Source organism: Cytophaga sp., assembly GCF_051961495.1.
GTDB lineage: Bacteria > Bacteroidota > Bacteroidia > Cytophagales > Cytophagaceae > Cytophaga.
The window spans coordinates 1-22,588 of sequence record NZ_JBQCDF010000188.1; the positions used below are offsets into that span (position 1 = coordinate 1).

The 22,588-nt window shown below is 38.5% G+C and carries 21 protein-coding genes; 9 read left to right on the forward strand and 12 right to left on the reverse strand.

The annotated features are described in order from the left end of the window. On the forward strand, nucleotides 1–1,214 hold a 1,214-nt coding region (locus ACTHJT_RS10030), incomplete at its 5' end, for an Ig-like domain-containing protein (RefSeq protein WP_440237884.1). Between the two features lie 52 nt (nucleotides 1,215–1,266). On the opposite strand, the gene ACTHJT_RS10035 is transcribed toward ACTHJT_RS10030, so the two are convergent. The 4 genes from ACTHJT_RS10035 to ACTHJT_RS10050 all read right to left on the reverse strand — a co-directional run bounded on the left by ACTHJT_RS10035 (nucleotide 1,267) and on the right by ACTHJT_RS10050 (nucleotide 4,575). Further along, a complete protein-coding gene (locus tag ACTHJT_RS10035) occupies nucleotides 1,267–2,019 on the reverse strand; it encodes a LytR/AlgR family response regulator transcription factor (RefSeq protein WP_440237885.1) in 753 nt (250 codons plus the stop codon). An 8-nt stretch (nucleotides 2,020–2,027) separates the two neighbouring features. Beyond that, nucleotides 2,028–3,074 carry a sensor histidine kinase gene (locus ACTHJT_RS10040; protein ID WP_440237886.1) on the reverse strand — a complete coding sequence of 349 codons (1,047 nt, stop codon included), beginning with the start codon at nucleotides 3,072–3,074 and terminating at the stop codon, nucleotides 2,028–2,030. 3 nt (nucleotides 3,075–3,077) lie between these two features. Continuing rightward, nucleotides 3,078–3,785, reverse strand: a complete 708-nt coding sequence (locus tag ACTHJT_RS10045) for a LiaF transmembrane domain-containing protein (protein ID WP_440237887.1) — start codon at nucleotides 3,783–3,785, stop codon at nucleotides 3,078–3,080. A 229-nt stretch (nucleotides 3,786–4,014) separates the two neighbouring features. After that, complete coding sequence (locus ACTHJT_RS10050) at nucleotides 4,015–4,575, reverse strand: hypothetical protein (protein ID WP_440237888.1); 561 nt, start codon at nucleotides 4,573–4,575, stop codon at nucleotides 4,015–4,017. Between the two features lie 71 nt (nucleotides 4,576–4,646). Here ACTHJT_RS10050 and ACTHJT_RS10055 point away from each other — a divergent pair, with 71 nt between their 5' ends. Further along, nucleotides 4,647–5,411 (forward strand): ABC transporter permease, encoded by a 765-nt coding sequence (locus ACTHJT_RS10055; protein ID WP_440237889.1) that lies wholly within the window; start codon nucleotides 4,647–4,649, stop codon nucleotides 5,409–5,411. 2 nt (nucleotides 5,412–5,413) lie between these two features. Further along, on the forward strand, nucleotides 5,414–6,145 hold the full coding sequence (locus ACTHJT_RS10060) for an ABC transporter ATP-binding protein (protein ID WP_440237890.1): 732 nt from the start codon (nucleotides 5,414–5,416) through the stop codon (nucleotides 6,143–6,145). 36 nt (nucleotides 6,146–6,181) lie between these two features. Here ACTHJT_RS10060 and ACTHJT_RS10065 read toward each other — a convergent pair whose 3' ends face one another. The 4 genes from ACTHJT_RS10065 to ACTHJT_RS10080 all read right to left on the reverse strand — a co-directional run bounded on the left by ACTHJT_RS10065 (nucleotide 6,182) and on the right by ACTHJT_RS10080 (nucleotide 11,412). After that, on the reverse strand, nucleotides 6,182–8,215 hold the full coding sequence (locus ACTHJT_RS10065) for a glycosyltransferase (RefSeq protein WP_440237891.1): 2,034 nt from the start codon (nucleotides 8,213–8,215) through the stop codon (nucleotides 6,182–6,184). 184 nt (nucleotides 8,216–8,399) lie between these two features. Continuing rightward, on the reverse strand, nucleotides 8,400–9,383 hold the full coding sequence (locus ACTHJT_RS10070; RefSeq protein ID WP_440237892.1) for a sulfotransferase family protein: 984 nt from the start codon (nucleotides 9,381–9,383) through the stop codon (nucleotides 8,400–8,402). Continuing rightward, nucleotides 9,367–10,503, reverse strand: a complete 1,137-nt coding sequence (locus ACTHJT_RS10075; RefSeq protein ID WP_440237893.1) for a glycosyltransferase family 2 protein — start codon at nucleotides 10,501–10,503, stop codon at nucleotides 9,367–9,369. The genes ACTHJT_RS10070 and ACTHJT_RS10075 overlap by 17 nt, the downstream gene beginning before the upstream one ends. A gap of 444 nt (nucleotides 10,504–10,947) precedes the next feature. Continuing rightward, a complete protein-coding gene (locus ACTHJT_RS10080; protein WP_440237894.1) occupies nucleotides 10,948–11,412 on the reverse strand; it encodes a hypothetical protein in 465 nt (154 codons plus the stop codon). 305 nt (nucleotides 11,413–11,717) lie between these two features. Between ACTHJT_RS10080 and ACTHJT_RS10085 the strand changes: the two genes are divergently transcribed. Together ACTHJT_RS10085 and ACTHJT_RS10090 are read left to right on the forward strand one after the other, a co-directional pair. Continuing rightward, nucleotides 11,718–12,152, forward strand: a complete 435-nt coding sequence (locus ACTHJT_RS10085; RefSeq protein ID WP_440237895.1) for a hypothetical protein — start codon at nucleotides 11,718–11,720, stop codon at nucleotides 12,150–12,152. Nucleotides 12,153–12,217: 65 nt separating this feature from the next. Next, nucleotides 12,218–12,346, forward strand: coding sequence for a hypothetical protein (locus ACTHJT_RS10090; protein WP_440237896.1), 129 nt, complete (start codon nucleotides 12,218–12,220; stop codon nucleotides 12,344–12,346). 40 nt (nucleotides 12,347–12,386) lie between these two features. Here the strand turns inward: ACTHJT_RS10090 and ACTHJT_RS10095 are convergent, their stop codons facing one another. Together ACTHJT_RS10095 and ACTHJT_RS10100 are read right to left on the reverse strand one after the other, a co-directional pair. After that, complete coding sequence (locus ACTHJT_RS10095) at nucleotides 12,387–12,881, reverse strand: hypothetical protein (protein ID WP_440237897.1); 495 nt, start codon at nucleotides 12,879–12,881, stop codon at nucleotides 12,387–12,389. 228 nt (nucleotides 12,882–13,109) lie between these two features. Next, nucleotides 13,110–13,370, reverse strand: a complete 261-nt coding sequence (locus ACTHJT_RS10100) for a hypothetical protein (protein WP_440237898.1) — start codon at nucleotides 13,368–13,370, stop codon at nucleotides 13,110–13,112. A 157-nt stretch (nucleotides 13,371–13,527) separates the two neighbouring features. Here ACTHJT_RS10100 and ACTHJT_RS10105 point away from each other — a divergent pair, with 157 nt between their 5' ends. Both ACTHJT_RS10105 and ACTHJT_RS10110 read left to right on the forward strand, forming a co-directional pair. Then, nucleotides 13,528–14,220, forward strand: coding sequence for an SRPBCC family protein (locus ACTHJT_RS10105; RefSeq protein WP_440237899.1), 693 nt, complete (start codon nucleotides 13,528–13,530; stop codon nucleotides 14,218–14,220). A gap of 55 nt (nucleotides 14,221–14,275) precedes the next feature. Then, on the forward strand, nucleotides 14,276–14,806 hold the full coding sequence (locus ACTHJT_RS10110; protein WP_440237900.1) for a lipocalin family protein: 531 nt from the start codon (nucleotides 14,276–14,278) through the stop codon (nucleotides 14,804–14,806). 39 nt (nucleotides 14,807–14,845) lie between these two features. On the opposite strand, the gene ACTHJT_RS10115 is transcribed toward ACTHJT_RS10110, so the two are convergent. Continuing rightward, nucleotides 14,846–15,769 (reverse strand): hypothetical protein, encoded by a 924-nt coding sequence (locus ACTHJT_RS10115; RefSeq protein WP_440237901.1) that lies wholly within the window; start codon nucleotides 15,767–15,769, stop codon nucleotides 14,846–14,848. Nucleotides 15,770–15,906: 137 nt separating this feature from the next. Between ACTHJT_RS10115 and ACTHJT_RS10120 the strand changes: the two genes are divergently transcribed. After that, nucleotides 15,907–19,842 (forward strand): OmpA family protein, encoded by a 3,936-nt coding sequence (locus ACTHJT_RS10120; RefSeq protein WP_440237902.1) that lies wholly within the window; start codon nucleotides 15,907–15,909, stop codon nucleotides 19,840–19,842. Between the two features lie 23 nt (nucleotides 19,843–19,865). Here the strand turns inward: ACTHJT_RS10120 and ACTHJT_RS10125 are convergent, their stop codons facing one another. Beyond that, complete coding sequence (locus ACTHJT_RS10125) at nucleotides 19,866–21,260, reverse strand: glycine-rich domain-containing protein (RefSeq protein WP_440237903.1); 1,395 nt, start codon at nucleotides 21,258–21,260, stop codon at nucleotides 19,866–19,868. A gap of 191 nt (nucleotides 21,261–21,451) precedes the next feature. Between ACTHJT_RS10125 and ACTHJT_RS10130 the strand changes: the two genes are divergently transcribed. Beyond that, complete coding sequence (locus tag ACTHJT_RS10130; RefSeq protein WP_440237904.1) at nucleotides 21,452–22,558, forward strand: mechanosensitive ion channel family protein; 1,107 nt, start codon at nucleotides 21,452–21,454, stop codon at nucleotides 22,556–22,558. The last annotated feature ends 30 nt before the right edge of the window (nucleotides 22,559–22,588 follow it).

A 22,588-nucleotide genomic window follows, 5' to 3' on the forward strand; every position in this document is an offset into this window, starting at 1 on the left:
ACAATGGGGGTGTTTTGATTCCCTCCTCAACAAATGCAGAGGCACCATACGATTATACCATTACAGGTTTGACTGCCGGAACATATGTGTTCACGGCTAAAGCAACGGATAATGCCGGCGCGGTAACAACATCAGTAGCGGTAACGGTAACCGTGACTGCGGTAGTACCTGTGAATATAGCGCCAACCGTTACTTTAACAGCGCCGACCAATAATGCTACTTATACTGCCCCTGCTTCGGTAACATTGATTGCAAGTGCAGCGGATGCTGATGGTACAATTTCAAAAGTTGAGTTTTACAATGGGGGTGTTTTGATTCCTTCTTCAACAAATGTAGAGGCACCATACGATTATACCATTACAGGTTTGACTGCCGGAGCATATGTGTTCACGGCTAAAGCAACGGACAACGCCGGTGCGGTAACTACATCAGCACCAGTAACAGTAACCGTTACTACAGGTACAACACCTCCGGTTGATGGTTGTATAACTGAAGCTGTTCCAGTGGCTTCTCAATGGGTTGTGCGTAATAGCTGGGCTGACCAGAACAACGGATCGAAAGTTGTAGCAGCTGTTGATGCGATAAACATTAAACACAGGGCATGGGGCAATACAGAACTATGGGTAATAGAGTCCGGAAAATCTATCAATGTTGTAAACGGACAAACGTACACGGTATCGTTTGATTTTAAAAATGATGCTCAAAATGCTGTTTCGGGCATAGATGTGGGATTTGCAACAGCAGAGCAGTGGAATGGTGCTGTATTGGCACAACCTGCTGTTACAATTAATTCAGGTCTGCCTGCTGCTTACACTGCAAAAACAATTACGATCACAGCAACAACCACAGGGTCGGTATATTTATCTTATAAATTAAAATTCAGCGGGCAGCCATCCAGTGAAGTAAATGTATTCATGAAGAATATTTCTGTTTGTTCTTCATTAGCTGCAACCACACAAACGTTAGCTGCGCCTGCAGGGGTTGTGACCGGCGCTAATCCGTTTACAGACCAGACAACGATATTAATTCCGTATGCATCCAATGTAGCGTTGAATATTTCCATCATTAACTTATCAGGTGTTACGGTATGGCAATCATCATCGTTCCAGACAAACCAAACAATCTATGTAGGTTCAGGCCTGCCGATAGGTACATACATTGTTAATGCATATTATGAAGGTAAAACCAGTACCTTTAGATTGATTAAGCAATAATATAGCATTGATTAAAAGAAAAGGGGAGCATTGCTCCCCTTTTTCATTTGTATTAGAAATCAAGTTTTTCTTTCAGTAAACGATAACCTGTTCTGCTGATTGGTAAAGTTGTATTATTTTTCAGAATCATCTGATACGACGATTTTTCATAGGGTTCGATGCGTAGAATCTCACGGATGTTGATTATATATGATCTGTGGATACGGATGAAAAAAGAAGGGGCAAGCGCCTGCTCAAAGTATTTCATCGTCTGGTTTTTTAGAAATTTTCCTTCCTCTGTGTAAATCATCACATAATCATCCTGGCTTTCAATATAACGGATATCAGCGCTTGGAATTATTTTTATGGAAGTAGCTGTTTTTACAACAACACGGTCGAGTCCGCCTTCAGGCAAAGGCGGCTCTTTAAGCAATGCCTTGACTCGCATAATATCCGCAGCTTTTGATTGCAAACGATCCATGATTTTATCAATCGATTTTTTGAACCGGTCTTTAATAAATGGCTTTAATAAATAATCAAGCGCATTCATTTCAAAAGCTTTGATGGCGTACTCCTGGTATGCAGTAGTAAAAACCACTATGGGCGGCGTATCTAAAAGTTCCAGCATTTCCAGGCCTGTTACTTTGGGCATTTCTATATCCAGGAAAATAACATCCGGTTGAAGTTCCTGGATCGCTTTCAAACCTTCAAAGCCATTGGCGCATTCGGCAATAATTTCGAAAGCCGCGTATTCTTTCAGGAACAAACGGATTACATCTCTTGCCAGAGGTTCATCATCTATGATTATGGTTCGGATCCTATTCAACGGACATTTTAATATTGTGGAATAATAAGTTCTACCTGAAAGATACCGTTTTCATCTTTTATTTTCATCAGATTTTTTCTTCCGAATAGTAAGAAAAGTCTTTGTTGTACATGTTTCAATCCAAGACCATTTCCGCGTTGTTTTTTTACAGAAGCATCATGGTTGTTTTGTATCCGTATGTAGAGGGCATTTTCTTTTACGAATCCAATCAGCTCAACAGTGACCGGATCAAGTGATTCGAACAGGCCGTGTTTAATTGAATTTTCAAGCAACGGTTGAATAATCATGAATGGAACTTTACAGGCTGCAGTGTCATCTTCAATATTTGTTTCAATATGCAGGCGATTTTCAAATCTTATTTTTTCAATGGAATAATACAGTAGCGCATTGTTAATTTCTTCACTAAAGGAAACAGACTTTTCTTTATTTTTTTCAATAGATAACCGTAAATAACCAGACAGGTTGCTGAGCATATGTTGTGCTTTGTCTACATCCTGCAATAACAAAGCATGAATGGAATTTAAACTGTTAAAGATGAAATGCGGTTGCAGCTGTGATTTTAATAAGTTCAGTTCGCTTTCGGTTGCAAGCGTTTTCCACGCTGCTTCTCTTTCAATACGCACTTTATAGGAGCTGTAATATTTATACAGGTAATAGGATAAAGCGAGAATACAATATAGAAATGAGGCAATAACGATCCGGAATACACCTGATTGGAGAATAAAATCTATGAATTCCATTTTGGTGCTGCTATGTATCAGAATTGCTTTAGTAATAACATACCAGAGAGAAATAAACATGCCTGCGGCCGCGAAGTGATTGAAGAGGTGGAGGGGGATGCGCTGATTTTCTATACTGATGAAACGTACCGTATACCACGATAGCAATCCGATGGCTGCAAACAATGCCGTAGAAACAAAAGCATCGAGCAGGCTTAATGAGCGTGGTACAGCATAAAAATATATGTCTATGCATGCATGGGCACACAATACCGGTGCCCATGCAGATACATATATGTACAGATTTTTTTTACTTTTAAGAACCGGATGTTGCATGCGCTAGGCCCGTTTAATTTCAATGCCGCCCATGACAACGCTGCCGCGTAAAATAATTGTTGCTGCCGGATCTATATGTACATTGTCAGAGTATTGATCTTCGTCTTCAATGCCGCTCATGATCGGTGTGATTTCTGATTTGATGTTCCACTCCCGGGAGATCTTTAAACTGATTCCACCCATGACAACGGAAAGGTCAATGATACAACCTTCTTTGGATAAATAACAATTGGTCATGTCTAGCTCTACACCACCCATGATGGCTGTGATCTTCCCGCCTTTGAAATCGTAAGAGCTCAGCTGACGCGAATCGCCGCCCATGATGGTTGTAATTTCGAATAAATCTTCATTCAGTGAAGTTTTCATAGACGTAGTATTTTTTTTGTTTTTTTTCTTGAATCCTGATCCGAATAATACGATAACGCCCAGCAGAATCAGTAGTGCCGGCCACATCTTTTCAATATCAATGGGGGGCATCATACCGGTAAGAGGTAAAATGAAATAGGTGCCGATGGCGATTATAAGCAAACCCTTCATGAATGATTTGTATAGAAAATATACGCCGGTAAGTATTACTGCCATTTGCCAGGAGAATACATACGAAGGAACAACAAAGGGCAATGCGTTGAAGTTATACAGAAGATAGAAGACTCCGGTGAGAAGCAGAAGTGTGCCTGCCCAGATGCGTTTGCCGGAAAATGAATGTGCCATAGTATTTGTGTTTGTTTAATCTGTTTCAAACTTACACAATCCTGCAAAGCAGGAAAACAACAAATCGGTAAACGGTAAAAAACAGGGGGCGAATGGAAAAAGGCTGGCATTATTCTGCTGAGAGTGCCAGTAATATTTTAGTAGTTTAATATTCAGGCTGATTACATGTTAAAATTGGCCTTTACTTATTAAGCACTGTTAACAATTCATGATTCAGAAACGGAATGGCTTAAAGCGGGCATCGGGCCGTCAGATAGTTTGCATATCCTACAACTTGTAAGGCAACAACAACTATAGAAACAACAGCCATCAGACTGATAATTAAAAAGGCTATTGCTTTTGTTTGTACGGTAGCGTCCTTTAATTCAATCAGCTCAATCAGTTTAAAGAATGTTTTGGTTGAACGCCATGAAAAGACAAAGAACAGCATAAAAGGAACCACGATGGCTGCCAGTGCAAACGGAGTGCATGGATATGAATGAAAGTATCCGACAAGAATAGAGATCAGTCCGGAGCTGCCGCCGGAGATTAATGCTGTTTTAGCTTTAGCCCCAATAAACAGCACCGAAGCAATGCCGCAGCCGATCAGGAAGATACCGTAGAAAATCAATAATACATTCATGTTCACAAGGTCTTTATTAGTAAGAAAGTGAATGCATAGCGCATTCAAGAGTTGAATCTCACCAAATACATACGTTTTTCCAAATACCAATTCATGCAATAGCAAAAAAGGAAAAATAGGTTGTACGGGTTGTGCGTTACTAATTTTGTGAAATTTAAATGTATACATAGATATTTAATGTTATTTTTGATAGCGTATATCCAAATAAAAATACTGTCAAACGATTTTAGATACGGAACATGGGAATTATTAAAGAAGATCATTTAATAATTATTAAAGCATTGATTATTAAAGATTTAAAGTTGAAATACAAGAATTCAATTTTAGGATATTTCTGGTCTTTGCTGCATCCGGTCATTTATATAGCAATCTTCTATGTGGTGTTCAGCAAAGCTTTCCCTACTGTAGAAAATTATGCATTGTATATTTTATCCGGCATCCTGTTCTGGACATTTTTCAGTACCGGAACAAGTCAAATGACAAACTCCATTGTGAGCGGCGCTCAAATATTAAAATCAATTTATATTCCCGGGTATTTTTTTACTTTATCTTTATTAGCAAGTGCACTTATCAATTTCATACTTTCATTGATCCCATTTGCTTTCCTGATGTTTTTCCTCGGAGCAAAATTTGATTTCAATCTCATTTGTATCATACCGGTTACAATTTTGTTTACGCTGTTTACCTATGGTTTTGGCCTGATGCTGGCATCGTTGAATGTATTCTACCGGGATGTGAACATGATCTGGATGTCATTCAGTCCGGCGATCTTCTATGCAACACCTGTGGCGTATGTTATTGATATCGTTCCTGCAGAATGGAGGGTTTACTATAAGCTGAATCCATTGATGCATTTTCTGGAAGCAATCCATCATGTCATCTATAATGGTTTGTGGTTAACCTGGACGGAGCTCGGAATACTTTCACTGCTTGCTGCACTATCCATGTATATTGGTACAAGCATTTATTCAAAATTAGAAAAAGGTTTTGTTTCGAATCTATAATTATGAGTCATACAGAAAACATCATTGCATGTAAAGACCTGAATGTATCTTTTTATATACAAGGTCATGGGATGGGATCATTTAAAGAATTTTTGATGTCACTTGGTACCAAGAAACCATTTGTACGAAAACAGGTGCTGTTTGATTTGAATCTGGAAATAAAGCGTGGCGAATGTTTTGGCATTATGGGCCGAAACGGTTCGGGAAAAAGTACCTTCCTTCGCGTATTGTCAGGCATTATTAAACCAGACTCCGGTGAACTGCAGGTGAACGGCGCCATTGCACCATTGCTGGCATTGGGGGTGGGGCTGGAGCAGGAGCTGACAGGTTATGAAAATATTGAGCTATGCAGTTCACTGATGAGAATTCCTTCGGAAAAAATAAAACGTTCCATCGATATCATTCGCGATTTCAGCGAGCTTACACATGATCAGCTGAATATGCAGGTGAAACGTTATTCTTCAGGAATGATGAGTCGTTTGGGTTTTGCGATTGCTGTGTGTTACGACCCTGAAATTTTTATTATCGATGAAGCGCTTGCCGTTGGTGATTTATTTTTCAGGGAAAAGTGTTACAGGCGAATCGATGAGATTATTGCGTCGGGTGCTACGATTATCTTCGTTTCCCAGGACCCGAAAGAGTTACAGCGTATCTGTAAACGGGGAATGATTTTAGAGAAAGGCCGGATAAAACACATTGGTGATATTGCAAGCATTCAGGATTTTTATCAATAATTCTGCATGCTGAGCATAAAACTATTTTAGTGAATCTTAAAGCGATTCCAGGATAGTTTTAATTTTTTCTGTAATGGGTTCTGCTGTATAAGGATGAAGAACATTGTGTCCTTCAGATCGTAGTGTGTTCCACAGCTGCTCATCTGTATAAAGTTTAATGATGCAGTCTGCAAGTGATTGTTCGGTTTCAGCAACCAATACATTTTTTTCATGTATCATATTCATGCCTTCAACGCCTATACCTGTTGAAATAACAGGTAAGCCGAATTCCAGACTCTGGCCGATTTTACCTTTCATGCCTGCGCCATATCTCAAAGGAGCAACAAATACTTTATGGGCATTAAAGTGAGGTGTAACGTCATCAATAAAACCCGGAACATGTACTTGTTCTGAAATCAATTTTAAAACTTCCTTATTCGGGTTGTTACCCAATAGGGTAACGTTCATGTCCGGAATTTTTTTCCATACCAGCGGCATGATTTGTTTAACCAACCACACTACCGCATCTGTATTGGGCGGATGGTTATAACCACCGATAAAGAGCAGTCCCGAGCGCTTATTAAATTCTCCGCTTTCATTATTTGAAACATCATACCGGATGGTATGAATATTAGGAATCACCGCTGTATTTTTTACATGTAAATCTCTTAAAATAGTTTCGTCGGCGGGAGTGATTGCAAGGGTAACAGTAGCTTTACCGGCCGCTGAAAGTTCCATATTCTTTACTGCTTTCCAATCATTTTTTTTGTGAGGGAATAATTCGTTCTCTCTTTTTAATCGCAGGAAGTGCAAATCGATTGTGTCGTATATAAATTTAATATTTTGGTTTTTTGATAATCCGGGATGATATTTTTCAAATAATTCCGGTCTGCAGATCCATGCAATATCTATAGAGGGCAGAATTTCATTTAATTGCCGGACAATGCTTGTATAGTACTTTTTACTTCTGAATAGTACCTCAACACCCATTTCCTGCAGTTCATGCGTATAGGGCTGCAGCGCTTTTTTGTCATCGGGCAGAAATGTTATTTTATATCCCAGCTGCTGTATAATTTTGATAATCCGGAACAATCTGTTTGAACCGGATTCTTTGTTATAACACGGGACATAAGAATCTATGATCAGAATATGTTTCTGTTTATAGTATTTCAACAAGGACGCGGGAATGTTTTTAACATCTTCATTGAAGTAATATGCATCAAGCTCTTTTTTCCATTTAGTTAAAAACTTTTCCTTGTTGATTACCTGATGTTTTTTTACACCAGCATTCAGATTGGTGCCCGAAGTTATGCCTTCGTAATGCAGTGCTTTCGAAGCCGGACAATAAACAACTTTTTTATTCAATTTGTGACGTACGCTGAAACACAGGTCTGTGTCTTCGTAATAAGCGGGTACAAATAATTCGTCGAAGCCCCCCAGGGCATTAAAATCTTCTTTTCTTAACAAGATGCTTGCTCCTGAGATGTAATCGGCTTCCCGCACATAGTTAAATGTAGAAGCATATCTGTGATCATGTTTCCCGAAGTTATATCCGTTTCCGTTATTCCAGATTATACCACCTGCTTCCTGGAGTTCTCCGTTTGGATAGATCAGCATGGAACCAACCAGACCAATAGAATTATCAGGTTTGATGCGGTCAACAAGCACTTCCAGCCAGTTGGGCTGTACGTATGTATCATTATTCAGAAAACAAATGTATGTGCCTTTTGCCTGTGCAGCACCAGCATTGCAGGAACGTACAAAGCCCAGGTTACTTGCATTGGTGATGACATGTATGCCTGAAAACTTTTCTGTCAGCAATTGCAGGCTGTTATCTGTCGATTGGTCATTCACAACAATGATTTCGCAGGTATATCTGTTACTGATGTTATGGTATAAACCACTCAGGCAATTAATAGTGTATGCAGCCTGGTTGTATATTGGAATAATGATGGAAACGTCAGGTGCTGCATGCTGTTTGAATACAATGGTTTTGTCATCAGGCAGGCTGGGTAAAGACAATCCTTCAAGAAGGCCTTTGGATGAAACCTTTCGTGTTTTGATGTATTTGTAAGCGATTTTTTTTATCATCCAACCAGGAATTTGTAAGACCTCCTTTGAAAAAATATATTTCAACAGTAAACGTAATTCAAATTCACCGCGGGGATTGGAAAACTGTGAATTAAATTTTTGAACAATTTTATTATAAAGAGAAAGGAGCGTACTCATTTGAGCATTGTTGATTTAGAAATTTGGTTGATTCCAACGCTATTCGTTAGTTGAGAAATTTCTTTAGCATGTTCCGGATCTTCCACCATTTTGAATGCGTGATCCAGTTGAGTTCAGCCTGCAAGGATTCGTTGTCAATAGTTAATTGTTGTAATGTGGCGGGTAATGTAGTAAAAGAAATTCCTTTACTTTTTAATTGTTTCCGGGTGCCCGCAAGTTCAGCAGAATCTTTCCACCAATCAATCAACATAGCGGCAGTACCTCCGGATGGTGTATATTCCTGCAGAGGCCTGATAGAAGAATATGATTGCAATTCTTTATAGAGTTGTATGGAATCGGGGAATACTTCTTCGCAAAAGAAATGCTGTTTTTGGTTTTTGTTATTATTGAATTCTTTGCTGTTGAAAATATTTGCCGTGTGAGCATTTAATCTGAATTCAAAAGAAGTATTCAGCAATTCGAAAAGTTTTTCGCTTTGCTGCATGGCGTCCTCTATATCAATCAATATAGAACGTTGAGGATTTTGTTTAACAAAGTCCAGTATCTGTTGGTTGTAAAACTGCCAGCTATTATACGTTGATATCGGTTGGTTAACTAATTCTATGTCGGTGCTTCTTCTGAATAAAGAATCGATTACTTCCCAGGGTTTTCTATAGACAAATAAAAAAACAGCATTGGGCAGCAGTTCTTTATATACATTTAAAAATAAGGTTGTACGCGGGTCTTTCCAGCCCCAATAAGCAGATTCATTTTTTTTAATAATGGATTCAAGCTCTTTTTTTTGTGTTGGATTGAGCGATTGAACTGTATTCAACGACCAGCCGTCGGCATTAAGATGTTGCTGTGTAAGAACTTGTTTATGGAAGGTTAAAAAATCTTCATTTTCAAAATGACCCAGATCGTTGCCTACACTGGCCCGCAGTAATTTATCACCAATGTCTAAGCCTGCTTTTTGCAGAAGGGATGTAGTGAACGAGGTTCCGGACCTGTGCATGCCTACAATGATCAAGCATTTAGATGAGCTTTGCATTTTCGGTGTTTTGATATTTTACTAAAGTATCATCTAAATTCATAAATGAATTCGGCAATTTTGATTGTAATTGCTTTTTCCATTTATCTTTAAATTTTTGTGCGTTGATCTGCTGGTATCGTCTCATGCCGGCATTCATATTTGTGCCGGAAGTGACGCCTTCATAATGGACAACTATTGATGCCGGCTGATAAACAACCTTTTTGTTTAATGTATACTTTATGCTAAAACACAAGTCTGTATCTTCATAATAGCCCGGGGTATACATTTCATCAAAACCTTTTAATTGTTCAAAGTCAGCTTTAGAGATCAGGAAAGATGCCCCTGAACAATAATCAACTTCACGTATGTAATTGTATTTTTTATTGGATATGGAACCACGTCTTCCGTAATGATAGGTTTGACCATCCTGCCACACGATACCGCCTGCTTCCTGAAGGTCGCCATCACCAAAGACCAGCTTCGAACCTACGATACCTATTTGGTTATCACTTTCAATAAGTTCAATCATAGAAGTGAGCCATTGTTTTTGCACTACGGTATCATTGTTCAGGAAACACAAATAATTCCCTTTGGCCAGAGAGGCTCCTTGATTACAGGAAAGCACAAATCCAGAATTGTGATTATTGTTATGCAGGCGAAGATTTGGAACCTTGCTTAAAAGCTCTGCTGTTTCATCGGAAGAAAAATCATTAATTACAATCACTTCATAGCTTACTTCAGGACCGGTATGTTCCATGATTGCCCGCAGACAATTACATGTGAATGCTATATTATTGTATACACAAATGATAATTGAGACTTTAGGAGAATCCGTTTTAGGAAAATGAATTTTTTTTATTTCCGTAGCAATATCATACTGGTTTGGAAAAATAGTTATGTTTAATTTTTCAAGTTTCGGATTAACCAGGCTTTTCAGGAAAGTGAAATTCTTATTGAATAAAATGGATAACGATTCAATGGAATATTTAAAAAATAAACGAAAGCCGATATTAGAGAAACAAAAACGGATGAAATACCAAAATGAAAATTTACCCTGTTTATTTCTACCATGAGCAGTAAAAATAGAAATGGTTTTTAATGTTATTATCCTTAGGTTATTTTTAGTATTTCGTAGCATTATAATAAACCTGAAAGTACATGTTAGATAGGTTGGGGCTGTAAATTCCGGTAATGGATGATCTGGATAAGTGGTTTATTTTGACTGACTATAAAATGACAATTCAATATTTGGAGCTTTTCTATTTCTATATAATAATTTAGCATTATTTCATCATAATGTAAAATTAACATATTCGTAAAGGTAAAATAAATACTGACAAAAAAATACAATTACGACCATTTGTAGATTTCTTTAGAGTAATGGTATAATTTTATAGATAGAAAATGGATGGATTTCTCTTAGAATAAGGAATTTGTATTTAAATTAAATGCCGGAAAATACAAGTGCGATGAAGCAAATTCAAAATATTATACAGATTTTAAGCAAGCTTAGAAAGAATCTATTAACAGGATTAATTTGTTGATTTTCAAAATTGTAAAATCGATTTTAAAGTTCCTGGATTTAATTGTCATACGTATATTTCAGATTATAATTTCCCTGCTCATTTTTTTCAATGTAATAGTAAAATCCCGGTCCTTCCAGAATTGGTGAATAGATAGTTGAATCGGCATTCCAGTTATTCACTGCCTGATAAAAAAGAATATCTACGAGTCGCATCAATACTGTCTTATCCGGACATTGGGTATGTATTTCAACAGCAGCGCCACTAGCCTGGCAGCTTGAAATCTCATATGTGATGCCCGATTTGAATAACTGTTTCCAGGCGCATGGGGCACCGGCGCTACGCTCTTTTTCAGTAGATTTTTTTCCTGTTAATGAATCAAAATTTGCTGCTATATAATCATAACCTCGGTCGCCTGTATATGTCCGCAGCAAAAACTTTCCTACTGGTAAAGGGAAACAGCTTTTGTTCCATGTGGCTGTATATTCCCGTAATTTCGCCACCCTGAACGAATCCGCCAACATGTAATCCGGGGAATTGTGTTTTAGGCTTGTTGTATCAAAATCTGATGGATGTTGAACGGAAACAGTTTCGTTATGGCTAAAATCAGTGCAACTAAGAAATACTGCACTTAATATGAATAAATATTTCAGCATAGCTTTCAATAGATAATGGGCTGTATCGACAATATACATTTTTCAGAGCATATTTTTAAAATGAGTAACTATTAAAAACATGCCGTAGATGTGATTTATACAACTTTTCATAAAAACCATATAAGGTAATTTTTTATGAAAATGAGAAATTGTGCTCATAAATCAGTAAACCTATGAGCATATTTCAAACTATTTCAGAAGAAGAAAAAACTTCTTTGCTTAATTATCCTGTTTATATCACCTTGCTGGCAGCTAATAAAGACGGGCTGCTGGACGAAGAGGAAAAGAAGGCTGCCGTAGATTTGTATCATGCGAAAAAATCCGTGTGCGAACCTCTGCTGAAAGAATTTTATAGTGAGCAGGATGAAATTTTTGAAAAACGCCTCGTAGAAATAGATGCCGCTTTGCCTGAAGGAAGGCATGAAAGGGAGGCTGTCATACAAACAGAGCTGACGTTCATTTCAAAAATTTTAGCTAAGCTAGATGAAAAATATGTGCATGCATTGCGACAAAGTATGGAAGCTTTTATAGATCATGTCTCGAAAGCACATCGCAGCACGTTGGTGAATTTGATTTTTCCTATTCCGATTACAGGCTTGTCAGATTAATGATATCAAACATTTTACAAATCAGCATATGAAAAATAACAAGATGTACAAAAATGCTTTTCGGGATGAAAAGTGGGAAAACAATAGCGGTAATAAAAAAACTGTTAAAAGACACCGGTTCACAGACGCCGATGAATACGATGATTGGCGAATGGAAGATTTCCGGGGCAGGGTCCAATCATTCGACAGACTAAAAAAATGAATTGTATAGAAGGTGTACTCCTTCTATACAATTCATTCATTAACCAGAAGATACTGTTCAAGATTGTCCAGGCAGATCATTGGATATTCTTGTCTGTCGGTTGTGGATTTTTGAACTACTTCAATTGCCTTTAAATATTCTGAACTGGATTTAGTAGTGCTTACAAGTATCTCATGCTCTTCCAGCGTATTAAAGGTGTCTTCCGCAAAATTAAAATGCGGATGAGCAGTTTTGGTATCAACCTGATAATGGCGCAGCGCTATTTTAATTGGATTGCTTTTAAAGGGAAAGCGATAGCCATAGCGTGTAACCTTATCTTCGGACCCGCATTTATCCAGGTGCGACGGGCTTAAATATTCCATTTCATATTCAACAAAATCGTATTCTTTGCTGATAGCAATAATGATTTTGGAATTGCATTTGTGAATATTTTGATTCTGGGCAAAAAGTAAAAGCCTTAAATAGATAACTCTGCCGTCATCTCTGGTTTTGAAATTGTAAGTGATGCAATAGTAGGACTTTAGCATTAGTATTTTTTCTTGGGGATGTAGTACTAATATACAACCTGAAAAGAATGAATAAAAATATTTGGGTGTTCCTGCAGTGTATAAATTAAAAAATAATAGGCAAGTCCGTCCATTATGGGATTAATTCTATAAAAATCAGAATGAAACCCAGCTTATAAACAAACGGATTATTATATAAAACTTACCGGTAAATAGTTATTAAAGTGTCATTTTTCTCATCTCAGAGAATTAAAAATTTTTTGGATACGTATTTTTTAGCCATTCATCAAGTGCTTCAATAGAATCAAACAAGTGTTCGGTTTCTTCTCCATTTACATGATTTCCGTTGAAGTCGTCTATGTAAATTTCAACTTCAGCATTGCGGTCTTTAATATGCTCACGCATACTTGTTACCAGGCCGTGAAATAAAGCGTGGTTGAATGTGGAAGCTTCCGTTAAAATTGCATGATTGATTTTTAAGATTCGGGTGTTGGTTGTTATCTGTTCCATAGCTGTAGGAGTGGTTGGTCCATATATTATAAGTTACATTTATTTTTTAGAAAATGCAATTACAACATTTTAAAGAATCGTTATAAGTTCGCCATTTAAGCTTGTTAATAGGGTTCTGAGAAATTAAATTGAATTATTCAATCAAAACCCTACAGCTATGGAAAAGAAATCAAATATCAATGTATCCAATACAGAGCGCATTGCATCAGTACTGGCAGGTTCGTATTTCATGTATCGTTCATTAAAGAACCAGCCTAAAAACTATGCGGCACTTGCTTCAGCCGGACTTTTATTGTACAGAGGTATTACGGGCTATTGTCCGGCTTATGCAGCTGCGGGTAAAAGAAGATTACCTGATCCGGTACAAAATATAAATATTGAAACATCTGTGATTGTGAACAGGCCGGTTGATACAGTGTATTCATTCTGGAGAAGGTTAGAAAATTTACCGCTGTTTATGAAGCATCTGAAAAGTGTTAAACAGAAGGATGGCGGCAGATCTGATTGGGAAGCTTTTATACCAGGTGGTTTAGGCAGTATACACTGGGAAGCTGAGATTGTAAATGAAAAACCAGGTGAAGTAATTGCCTGGAATTCTCTGCCTGATTCAACCATTCAAAATGCCGGTAAGGTTACCTTTGAAGATGCGGGCGTATTGGGTACTGTGCTGCATGTGGTAATCAGCTATCAGGCACCTTTGGGTATTGCAGGGGAAAAAGTGCTGGCGCTGTTTACACCACGGTTTGAAAGAATGATCAAACAGGATATCGCAAATTTTAAGCAGTATGTTGAAACAGGCAAGCTGCCTGAGAAAGAGCCCGCAAAACAAAACGAAAAAACTACTTATTAGATCTGATATTATTGTATAGGGATGCGTTCGGATTTACTATTTAACGAAGCCAGCTATGAAAAAGACATTTATGATTAAGTCGTTGCTGATTGCCTCATCGGTATTATTGGTATTGTCGGCCATGAAGCCTAAAGGGAAGGATTTCGAAGTTGTTAAACCTTTTGATAAAAATAAATATCTCGGGAAGTGGTATGAAATTGCCCGGCTGGATTATTCCTGGGAGCGGAATCTGGATAATGTGACTGCCACCTATTCATTGGATGATGCAGGAAGAATCGAAGTGGATAATAAAGGATATGATACCCTGAAAGGAAAATGGAAACAAAGTATCGGCAAAGCAAAGTCTGTTTCGGATCCGCAGGAGGGAAGACTGAAGGTTTCGTTTTTCGGTCCGTTTTATGCCGGCTATAATGTTGTTGCAGTTGATGAAGAATATAAATACGCACTGGTTGCGGGCGAGAATACGAAATACTTGTGGCTCCTGTCACGCGAAAAAAATATACCGGAAAAAATAACCGGGGAATACCTGGAAAAGGCCCGTTCACTGGGCTACAATACCCGACCAGCTTATCTGGGTGAAACATGACCGGGACGAGTAGCATATAACAATTACAGATGGTAACTTCTAAAATTTAAATTTATATTCCAGCGTAATAATATATTCGCGTGTTAATCCGTCGGGCCTGGTCTTTCTTGTTATAAACGGCTTGCCCATGTTCAGATCAATACTGCTTTTTTCACTGAGAATGTAATCAAAATAAAGGGTTCCGTTGAATGTCAATCCTTGAGAACCCTGGATTGATTGTTCTGGTCCTGTTGCCGGAGTATATCGGTCATCTTTCAAATGATAGATTGCAAGAGCGCTTGGAGAAACTGTAAAATGCTTTGTAATCTTCACCGGATAAGTAATACGCAGCAATACATCACCGCTTCTTTTATAATTATTTGTAGATTGGAAATTCTTAAAAGGTGAGTTTGAAGGATAATTTTCTGATAAATAATGATTGTTATTTTGTATCATAGGTTGCTGTAAACCTGCTGTAACAGATAGTTTTTTTACTTCGTATTTCAGGCCGAGAATCACATCAAGTGTGCCAAGGCTGGCCTGGTAATCCATGGGAAGCGAGGTGCCTTCGTCATTCACCTTATTTCCATCCTGGAGTGGAATTTTAAATCCTGCCAAAGCTGTTGTGTTTTTCAAAAATGTATAACCAGTATTAAGATATAGATCTGAGAACCCGGTGGTGGAGATATGTGTGTCGGTATGATTCATTCCAGTGAGTTTAATGTCGGCGCTGATCTTTTCGGATACAGATCTGTGATATTCAATGTACGCACTTAAGACAGAAATTGAATAGTCAGCTTCGCCCTGAGAAAAACCTACGGAAAGATAATTTTTATATATCTGGTTCGTGGAGTCTTCAATATCAGGCTTGAATCCATTTAAGGTGCAAAAGCCCGCGTCGCTGCAGCCCTGCCCCCGGACGTTATAAATGAGGAGATATTGAATGAATAAAAAGAAAATGAAATGGGCTTTGAATGTTGGCATAATAAGAGCAATATAAAAAGCTGGGGTGAATTCTTTTGAATGTGCCAATATTATGCCAGATTTTTATCCTCCTTGGCTTGTTTGTAAGAGTGGAATTTATTTGAACAAAGGCGGATATTAATTAAATTACTGCCTATATGAATGCTGTACAACGAATAATTCCGCTGCTGACTGCTGCTGTTTTTTGTCTCCTAGCAAGCCATGCCGTATCGGCTCAGCAACTCACCTTATTTAATATAGATACAAGCGCCTATCCGGTTGTCAAAGCAAATTTTTTTGCAATAGATGCTTTTGAAAACCAGATAACAACCTTGAAAAAGGAAGATGTCTTTGTCAAAGAAAATTCCATCAGCCAACAGGTACTAAAGGTTGTTAATCCGGCTGGCGCAAAACCCAAACAAATCTCACTGGTATTGACGATTGATATATCCGGCTCCATGGAAACGGAGTATATGAAGCTTGCCAAGAGTGCTGCAACGGCCATAGCTAAAAAAATTCCGCTGGACGTTTCGGAATGTGCCGTAACAAGCTTTGATGACATCAGTTTTGTTAACACGGATTTTACAAGGGATCGTGCCAAGCTGCTGCAAACCATACAGGCACTGACACCTGCAGGCGGTACAGATTATAATAAAGGTTTTACAAAAGCAGATGCCGGCGGACTTGATATCTTAAAAAACGGATTGCACGAAAAAGTACTGATTTTCTTAACAGATGGTTATGGCGATGTAAATCCTTCAGCGATTATCCAAAAGGCCCAGGGAATGGGCGCACGAGTATATGTAATCACTTTGGGTATGAATGCACCCGATGAATTAAAGCGCGTGGTGAAGGCTACCCAGGGAGCATTTTATGAAAATGTTGTTTCTGAACAGGAGATCAATGCGATTTACCTGAGCATTTTATATCGTGCCCAGGGACTGACAGCATCAAGCATTGAATGGAACAGCGCAGCTACCTGCGGATATTCAAAGAAAGTATTATTCGGGGAGAACAGTAACAGTATGCGACAGGCTGCCATGCAATACAGTGTACCGCCTGCGCATGTTGTCCGGCTTCTATCGGAAGCAGGTACGCTTACTTTCAATGAAAAAATAAAAGAAGTCCAGGTAGCGGTAAAAGCTGTGAACGGAGATTTTATCGCTACTGCTTTTAATTCTTCCAAAGCTTTTTTTGCAATAGATGCGACGTCTTTTCCTCGTACGATAAAAAAAGATTCAGCTGTAACATTTACTGTAAAGCATACAGGATCTTTGAACGAATTCGCTTCAGGAAGGATTGAACTTACATCGGCCGGTTGTCAGTCTGCATTTATTTATTTCCAATACCAACCACTGACAGATAAACCTGTTGTAAATCTTATTTTCCCCGACGGTAAGGAAAAGCTCATTGCCGGGCAAGATACACTTATCCGCTGGAGTACACAGAATGTGACTGATCCGGTTAACATATCATTGAGTTTCAATGCAGGCAAAAGCTGGATTTCAGTTATTGATAGCAGCAGAGATGATTTGTTGAACTGGAAAATACCGAACATGCCTGGTGATAATAACCTGATCAAGGTTGAGGTACTTGCCACGCAAAAGAAAAATACGATAGAATCAAAAGTGGTATATGATGGTTTTAAAGATATCATGAACGCATATAACCTGAGTCCGGATGGGAGCAGATACATTACACAAACAACCACGGAATTGTTTTTACATGATACGTATACCAATACAGTGATCAATAAAATAAAAAATACAATCAAAAAAGGATACTTCATTTTTTCGCCTGATGGCCGGTATATATTTATTTACGATGAAGGCAAGCCTGTTCGTGTATATAACGGGTATACATTTGAGTTGATTGAAGAGTGGGGCGTATTTAAATATACATTAAGCAATTTTATCGAACCATATATTAATAATGACCTTACGCAATACGTAGCCCGCGATGCCAGCGGCAAGCTGGGAATTTTTCATTTTAAAACAGGCGGTATTGTGAAAATGGTTGATTTTGTAAAAGGTCGGGAGATAACAGATTTTACTCATAATTACATAGTATCCATTGATGAAACGAATCACCATGCCTGGGTGTGGGATTATGGAAAAGAAACAAGAGTACTCGAAATATCCGTACCGAAGGAGCAGATCGTTAATGCAGAATTCAATGAAGATGAAAATGTACTCCTGGTATATACCTGGGGTGCTGACGGATCAAACCAGGATTTTACAGCCTACGATCTGAGCGGAAAACAATTATATAGTTATAAAAATTCTGCACGCGCATTCATGTCGCTCGATACATATGGTAATTATGCATTATGTTCCGTTGGAAATTATCCGACCTTGATCGATATGAATACCGGTAAGGTACTGCATACATATACCTTGCCGGGTTCTGTGAAATTCGGCTGGTTTGTTCCTTTCAGTAATGGAAAATATGTATTGTTTACCAGTACCTCATCAGACAATGTATATATGGCCACTTCCGGTATTGAGGATCCTGAAAATAATCTGGCGGCAGATCAGTCAGCAGCAGTATTTACAATCCTTTCAGCAAAGCCGTCGGTTAAGAAAATTGTGTTCCCACAGGTATATGCGGGCAACACGAAAGACAGTGTGATTACTGCATGTATTAAAAACATCGTTCCCGCAGGTATTGCCATTCGTGAAATGAGTATTGAAGGTGCGGATGCAGCAGCGTTCAGAATCCTGAATCCTGTTTCATCGGTTGGTATTGCTGCATTGTCGGCGCGTGATGTAGAGATTCGTTTTGCTCCTGTTAAAACAGGACTGCAGCAAGCAGTGCTAAAAGTGATTACGCTGAATGATACCGTTCGCACATCTATTTCAGGAACAGGGATTATAAAACCTTATGCTTTGAAATTGACAGAGCTGGATATGGGCACGGTAGAAGTTGGAAAAACAAAGGATACAACTTTCTCAGCAGTGCTTACCAATATAGGTACAATTCCATTGAACATTACGTCTGTCCGTCTTACAGGACCAGACAAGACACAGTTTAAAATTCTTTCTCCAACAAACGTTACAATCGCAGCCGGTGCTTCTGCCAGTATCAAACTTAATTTTGCTCCGACACAGCGCGGACGCACATCAACTCTGATCATCATCCAGACCAGTAATGCTGTAAGTCCGTTGAAGCTCCCTGTATATGCGGAAGGCATTTCACCAAGGCAATATCATGTTACATTTAATTTTATTGATGCTGTTACAAAGGTGTCTGTAGCAGCAGCGGTTACGGGTATGGACCGCCAGTCGAAAAAGGATATTACATGTATTCCGCTCAATAATGGTAAGAGTTCAGTATCTAATGTATATGCAGACCGTATTTATGTTTTCTCTATAACCAAGCCTGGTTATAAGAGTGTAGTAGATAGTATTAACCTGCTGAAAGGTGGTACTGATCCGGACATCAACAGAATTATAGAGCTTACTCCGGATGTGGTTACACCTGCGGTTACACGGACACTTACAGGGAATATTTTTATTAAATCAACGAAGTCGCCGTTATGGGCATTTATTTCTTTTTATACAATTGATAAAGTATTGGTGAAAAAAATAGAAAGCGATCCGGACGGGCTTTACACTGTATCTTTACCTCCGGGAAAGTATAGTATGCATGTGGAGAAAGAAGGGTATGTGAGTGAAATTGCAGTCGTGGAAATACTGGATGTAAAACAAAACCAAACGAAAGATTTTGAACTATCACCAATTAAAGTAGGAGAAACCATCAGTCTGCCGAATGTATACTTTGCCAGGGGGGGCACAGCATTGCTGGAAAGCAGTAATGAATCGCTTGATCAATTGTATACCATGTTGAAAGATAATCCTACCATGCGGATTGAATTGCTGGGCTATACCGATAACCAGGGCGACCCTAAACTGAATATACTTTTATCGGAACAGCGGGTAGCTGCTATTAAAGATTATCTGGTAGCCAAAGGCATTGCTGGAGATCGCATTACTGGTAAAGGATATGGCGGAGCCAAGCCGATTGCGAGCAATGCGACAGAAGAAACACGGCAGCTAAACAGAAGGGTGGAGTTTGTGATTGTAAGTAAATAATAGGCGACGATCCGGGATGTGCATTAGTCACCGCCGCCGCAACCGCCACATCCACCTCCACCACCACATCCACCTCCGCTTGATCCGCAGCTGCTGCTGCAACTTGATCCGCAGGAACTGCCGCAGTTTCCACCGTTGTGTCTTTGTGTATATCCTACCATGGGTTGCAATGATGTCGCCAGTATCGTGCCTCCCAGAAAATATTTCCATTGCCATGATGAATGTGCCGTTTCAGAAGGACTATTCTGAATGAATATTTTTCTAAACTCTTCCGGGAATGTTTTTGTCCAGAAATATTTTTGTATAAAATTTAAATATACGAACGCTGAAACAAAACAGAATGCAATGGTACAAAACAGAAAGAATATATTTTTATCATGAAGCACGCCGGTTACCAGACGAACCACAAGTATCATCATTAAGAAACCCCAAACAGATGCGGTACTTAAGATCATTCGCACATATATTTCGGATGAATAAAATCTTTCAGACAGTTCCAGTCGGATCCAGTTGAACCTTATTAGTAATGGCATGGAATTAACACCTTTTAAAATACTTGCATAAAAAGCGGGTTGCGTGTTTTTAAGTTCTGTATACAGAACATTTTCAATGGCATCTTGTATTATTGGTTCCTGTTTGAGTTTAAGTTTATTCTCTGCCGTAACACGAATGTTTTTTTGTTTGATCATACGGCTTACATAGTAATGCGTAATATAGGAAGGGTTCTGCTTTTCAATACTTATCAACTCCAACGCGGAGAGGTTGGAGATAATGCTGTTTCCTTTCCATGACTGTATCAGCTGCACTATATTTTTCTTGTATTGATAAAATATAATAGCGATTGATATAATCCATAACGAAATGATGGATATTAAAAAGTAAGGATTAGGAATTTGCCGTATGATTGGTGCTGTTAATAAATAGAAACCATATCCGGATAGGAGCATGAAACCTAAAATTTTATAGGCATCGTTCTCATTGTGCGAAGATTTTTTTAAAGGGATTGAATCGTACGGATTGGAATAATTCCAGAATGCTTCCGGTTGCTTGCCAAAATTTTCTTCATAGACTTTTTTTGTATATTCTTTGGCTTTGGCAAATCGCACTTTTTCTGTCGGGTTATGTGTAGATGGAATGTGTTCAATGCGTTTCCCCAATAAGTTGCAGAATGCATCGTAAGATTGAGAGAAAAGCAAATGCTGGTGCCATACAATGTCGACTACTTCTGATGGTGAAACCATGCTACTGCTGGTCGCTGCCAGAAACATAAATTTTTTGTATTCTAAAATCGCCTGGCTGGTAATGTACTCAGACCATTTATTTTCAAAGGCCAGTCGTATCGAAAAATTATAAGGATCGTTTGGGGTGTTGTCTAGAGGAAATGATTCTACAGAATTCCAAAGGTATTGATTATTCATAAAAAGAACTTAATAACTCAAATGTAAATAAGTAACCAGACAACATAAAAAGTATAACGGAAATATTTGTATTCAGGTTTTGACAAGCGTGGAATAGTTACACAATTATCGGAAAAAGTTATATGTTCTGCAGGATGCATTGATTATACCTTTTGCAGAAAGTATATTATACCATGTATTCGGAAAAATATATGGAAGCGTTTATCACATACTGGTCAAATCAGCTCTTTGGAAAATTTCAAAGTGTATCAATCATGATGGTATTTGGTATTATTGGTTTTATCATCAGTGTTTTATTTTATCATGCGATAAAATTTGTACTGATCAGACTTTCGGGGACCAGTTATAAAGCGGTAAGCCGGAACTTTAATTTTTCGGTACGTTTTTTTATTACGGTAGTATTTCTGAATATAGGAATCGCTTTTACTAATTTTCAGGACAAAACTGCCCATACAATCAGTAAAGTATTGTTTATCCTGATTGTTATTTCTCTTGCATATATTCTGATCCGCATCATTCAGTTTATAAAAGATATCCTGTATCTGAAATTTGATGTTAACGTTGTTGGTAACCTGAATGAGCGTCGTGCCCGTACACAGGTGGATTTTTTGCAGAAGATCGGCACCGCATTTGTTGTTTTTGTTTCCATAGCTATTGTACTCATGAGTTTTGAACGTGTGCGGGAGCTAGGTACAAGTCTACTGGCTTCAGCCGGCATTGCCGGCATCATCATAGGTTTTGCCGCACAGAAATCATTGGCAAATTTGCTGGCAGGTTTCCAGATTGCTTTTACGCAGCCCATGCGTTATGATGATGTGGTTATTGTACAAGGCCAATATGGAAGGGTAGAAGAAATCACCCTCACCTACGTGGTTGTTAAATTATGGGATGAAAGAAGATTGATTCTCCCGATCTCTTACTTTATTGATAATGCCTTTGAAAACTGGACACGTACTTCTTCGGAAATGCTGGGTACAGTAGTTTTATATACAGATTTTTCAATGCCGGTTGAACCCATGCGCCAAAGGCTGAAAGAACTACTGGAAAATGAAGGTAAGCTTATGTGGGACGGAAGATTGTCATTAGTACAGGTGACGGACATGAACGAACAATCCATGCAGGTCCGGATATTGGTAAGCGCTTTTAATTCAGGTCAGCTGTTTGATCTGCGTTGCCTGGTACGGGAAAAAATGATGCAGTTCATTATAGAAAAATATCCCGGCTGTTTACCGGTACGGCGGATTATTTCCGAACCTTTGTCTAATCCCCTTTCCGGCGTAATGCGTTCAGAAGCATAGTTTTCCTTTCTGATTTTTTAGTTATCTTCC

Excerpts from the sequence above, each read along its gene's own strand:
- ACTHJT_RS10040 (WP_440237886.1), bottom strand. The coding sequence starts at position 3,074 with ATGCAACATCCGGTTCTTAAAAGTAAAAAAAATCTGTACATATATGTA.
- ACTHJT_RS10045 (WP_440237887.1), bottom strand. The coding sequence starts at position 3,785 with ATGGCACATTCATTTTCCGGCAAACGCATCTGGGCAGGCACACTTCTG.
- ACTHJT_RS10050 (WP_440237888.1), bottom strand. The coding sequence starts at position 4,575 with ATGTATACATTTAAATTTCACAAAATTAGTAACGCACAACCCGTACAA.
- ACTHJT_RS10055 (WP_440237889.1), top strand. The coding sequence starts at position 4,647 with ATGGGAATTATTAAAGAAGATCATTTAATAATTATTAAAGCATTGATT.
- ACTHJT_RS10060 (WP_440237890.1), top strand. The coding sequence starts at position 5,414 with ATGAGTCATACAGAAAACATCATTGCATGTAAAGACCTGAATGTATCT.
- ACTHJT_RS10065 (WP_440237891.1), bottom strand. The coding sequence starts at position 8,215 with ATGATAAAAAAAATCGCTTACAAATACATCAAAACACGAAAGGTTTCA.
- ACTHJT_RS10070 (WP_440237892.1), bottom strand. The coding sequence starts at position 9,383 with ATGCAAAGCTCATCTAAATGCTTGATCATTGTAGGCATGCACAGGTCC.
- ACTHJT_RS10075 (WP_440237893.1), bottom strand. The coding sequence starts at position 10,503 with ATGCTACGAAATACTAAAAATAACCTAAGGATAATAACATTAAAAACC.
- ACTHJT_RS10080 (WP_440237894.1), bottom strand. The coding sequence starts at position 11,412 with ATGTTGGCGGATTCGTTCAGGGTGGCGAAATTACGGGAATATACAGCC.
- ACTHJT_RS10085 (WP_440237895.1), top strand. The coding sequence starts at position 11,718 with ATGAGCATATTTCAAACTATTTCAGAAGAAGAAAAAACTTCTTTGCTT.
- ACTHJT_RS10090 (WP_440237896.1), top strand. The coding sequence starts at position 12,218 with ATGAAAAGTGGGAAAACAATAGCGGTAATAAAAAAACTGTTAAAAGAC.
- ACTHJT_RS10095 (WP_440237897.1), bottom strand. The coding sequence starts at position 12,881 with ATGCTAAAGTCCTACTATTGCATCACTTACAATTTCAAAACCAGAGAT.
- ACTHJT_RS10100 (WP_440237898.1), bottom strand. The coding sequence starts at position 13,370 with ATGGAACAGATAACAACCAACACCCGAATCTTAAAAATCAATCATGCA.
- ACTHJT_RS10105 (WP_440237899.1), top strand. The coding sequence starts at position 13,528 with ATGGAAAAGAAATCAAATATCAATGTATCCAATACAGAGCGCATTGCA.
- ACTHJT_RS10110 (WP_440237900.1), top strand. The coding sequence starts at position 14,276 with ATGAAAAAGACATTTATGATTAAGTCGTTGCTGATTGCCTCATCGGTA.
- ACTHJT_RS10115 (WP_440237901.1), bottom strand. The coding sequence starts at position 15,769 with ATGCCAACATTCAAAGCCCATTTCATTTTCTTTTTATTCATTCAATAT.
- ACTHJT_RS10120 (WP_440237902.1), top strand. The coding sequence starts at position 15,907 with ATGAATGCTGTACAACGAATAATTCCGCTGCTGACTGCTGCTGTTTTT.
- ACTHJT_RS10125 (WP_440237903.1), bottom strand. The coding sequence starts at position 21,260 with ATGAATAATCAATACCTTTGGAATTCTGTAGAATCATTTCCTCTAGAC.
- ACTHJT_RS10130 (WP_440237904.1), top strand. The coding sequence starts at position 21,452 with ATGGAAGCGTTTATCACATACTGGTCAAATCAGCTCTTTGGAAAATTT.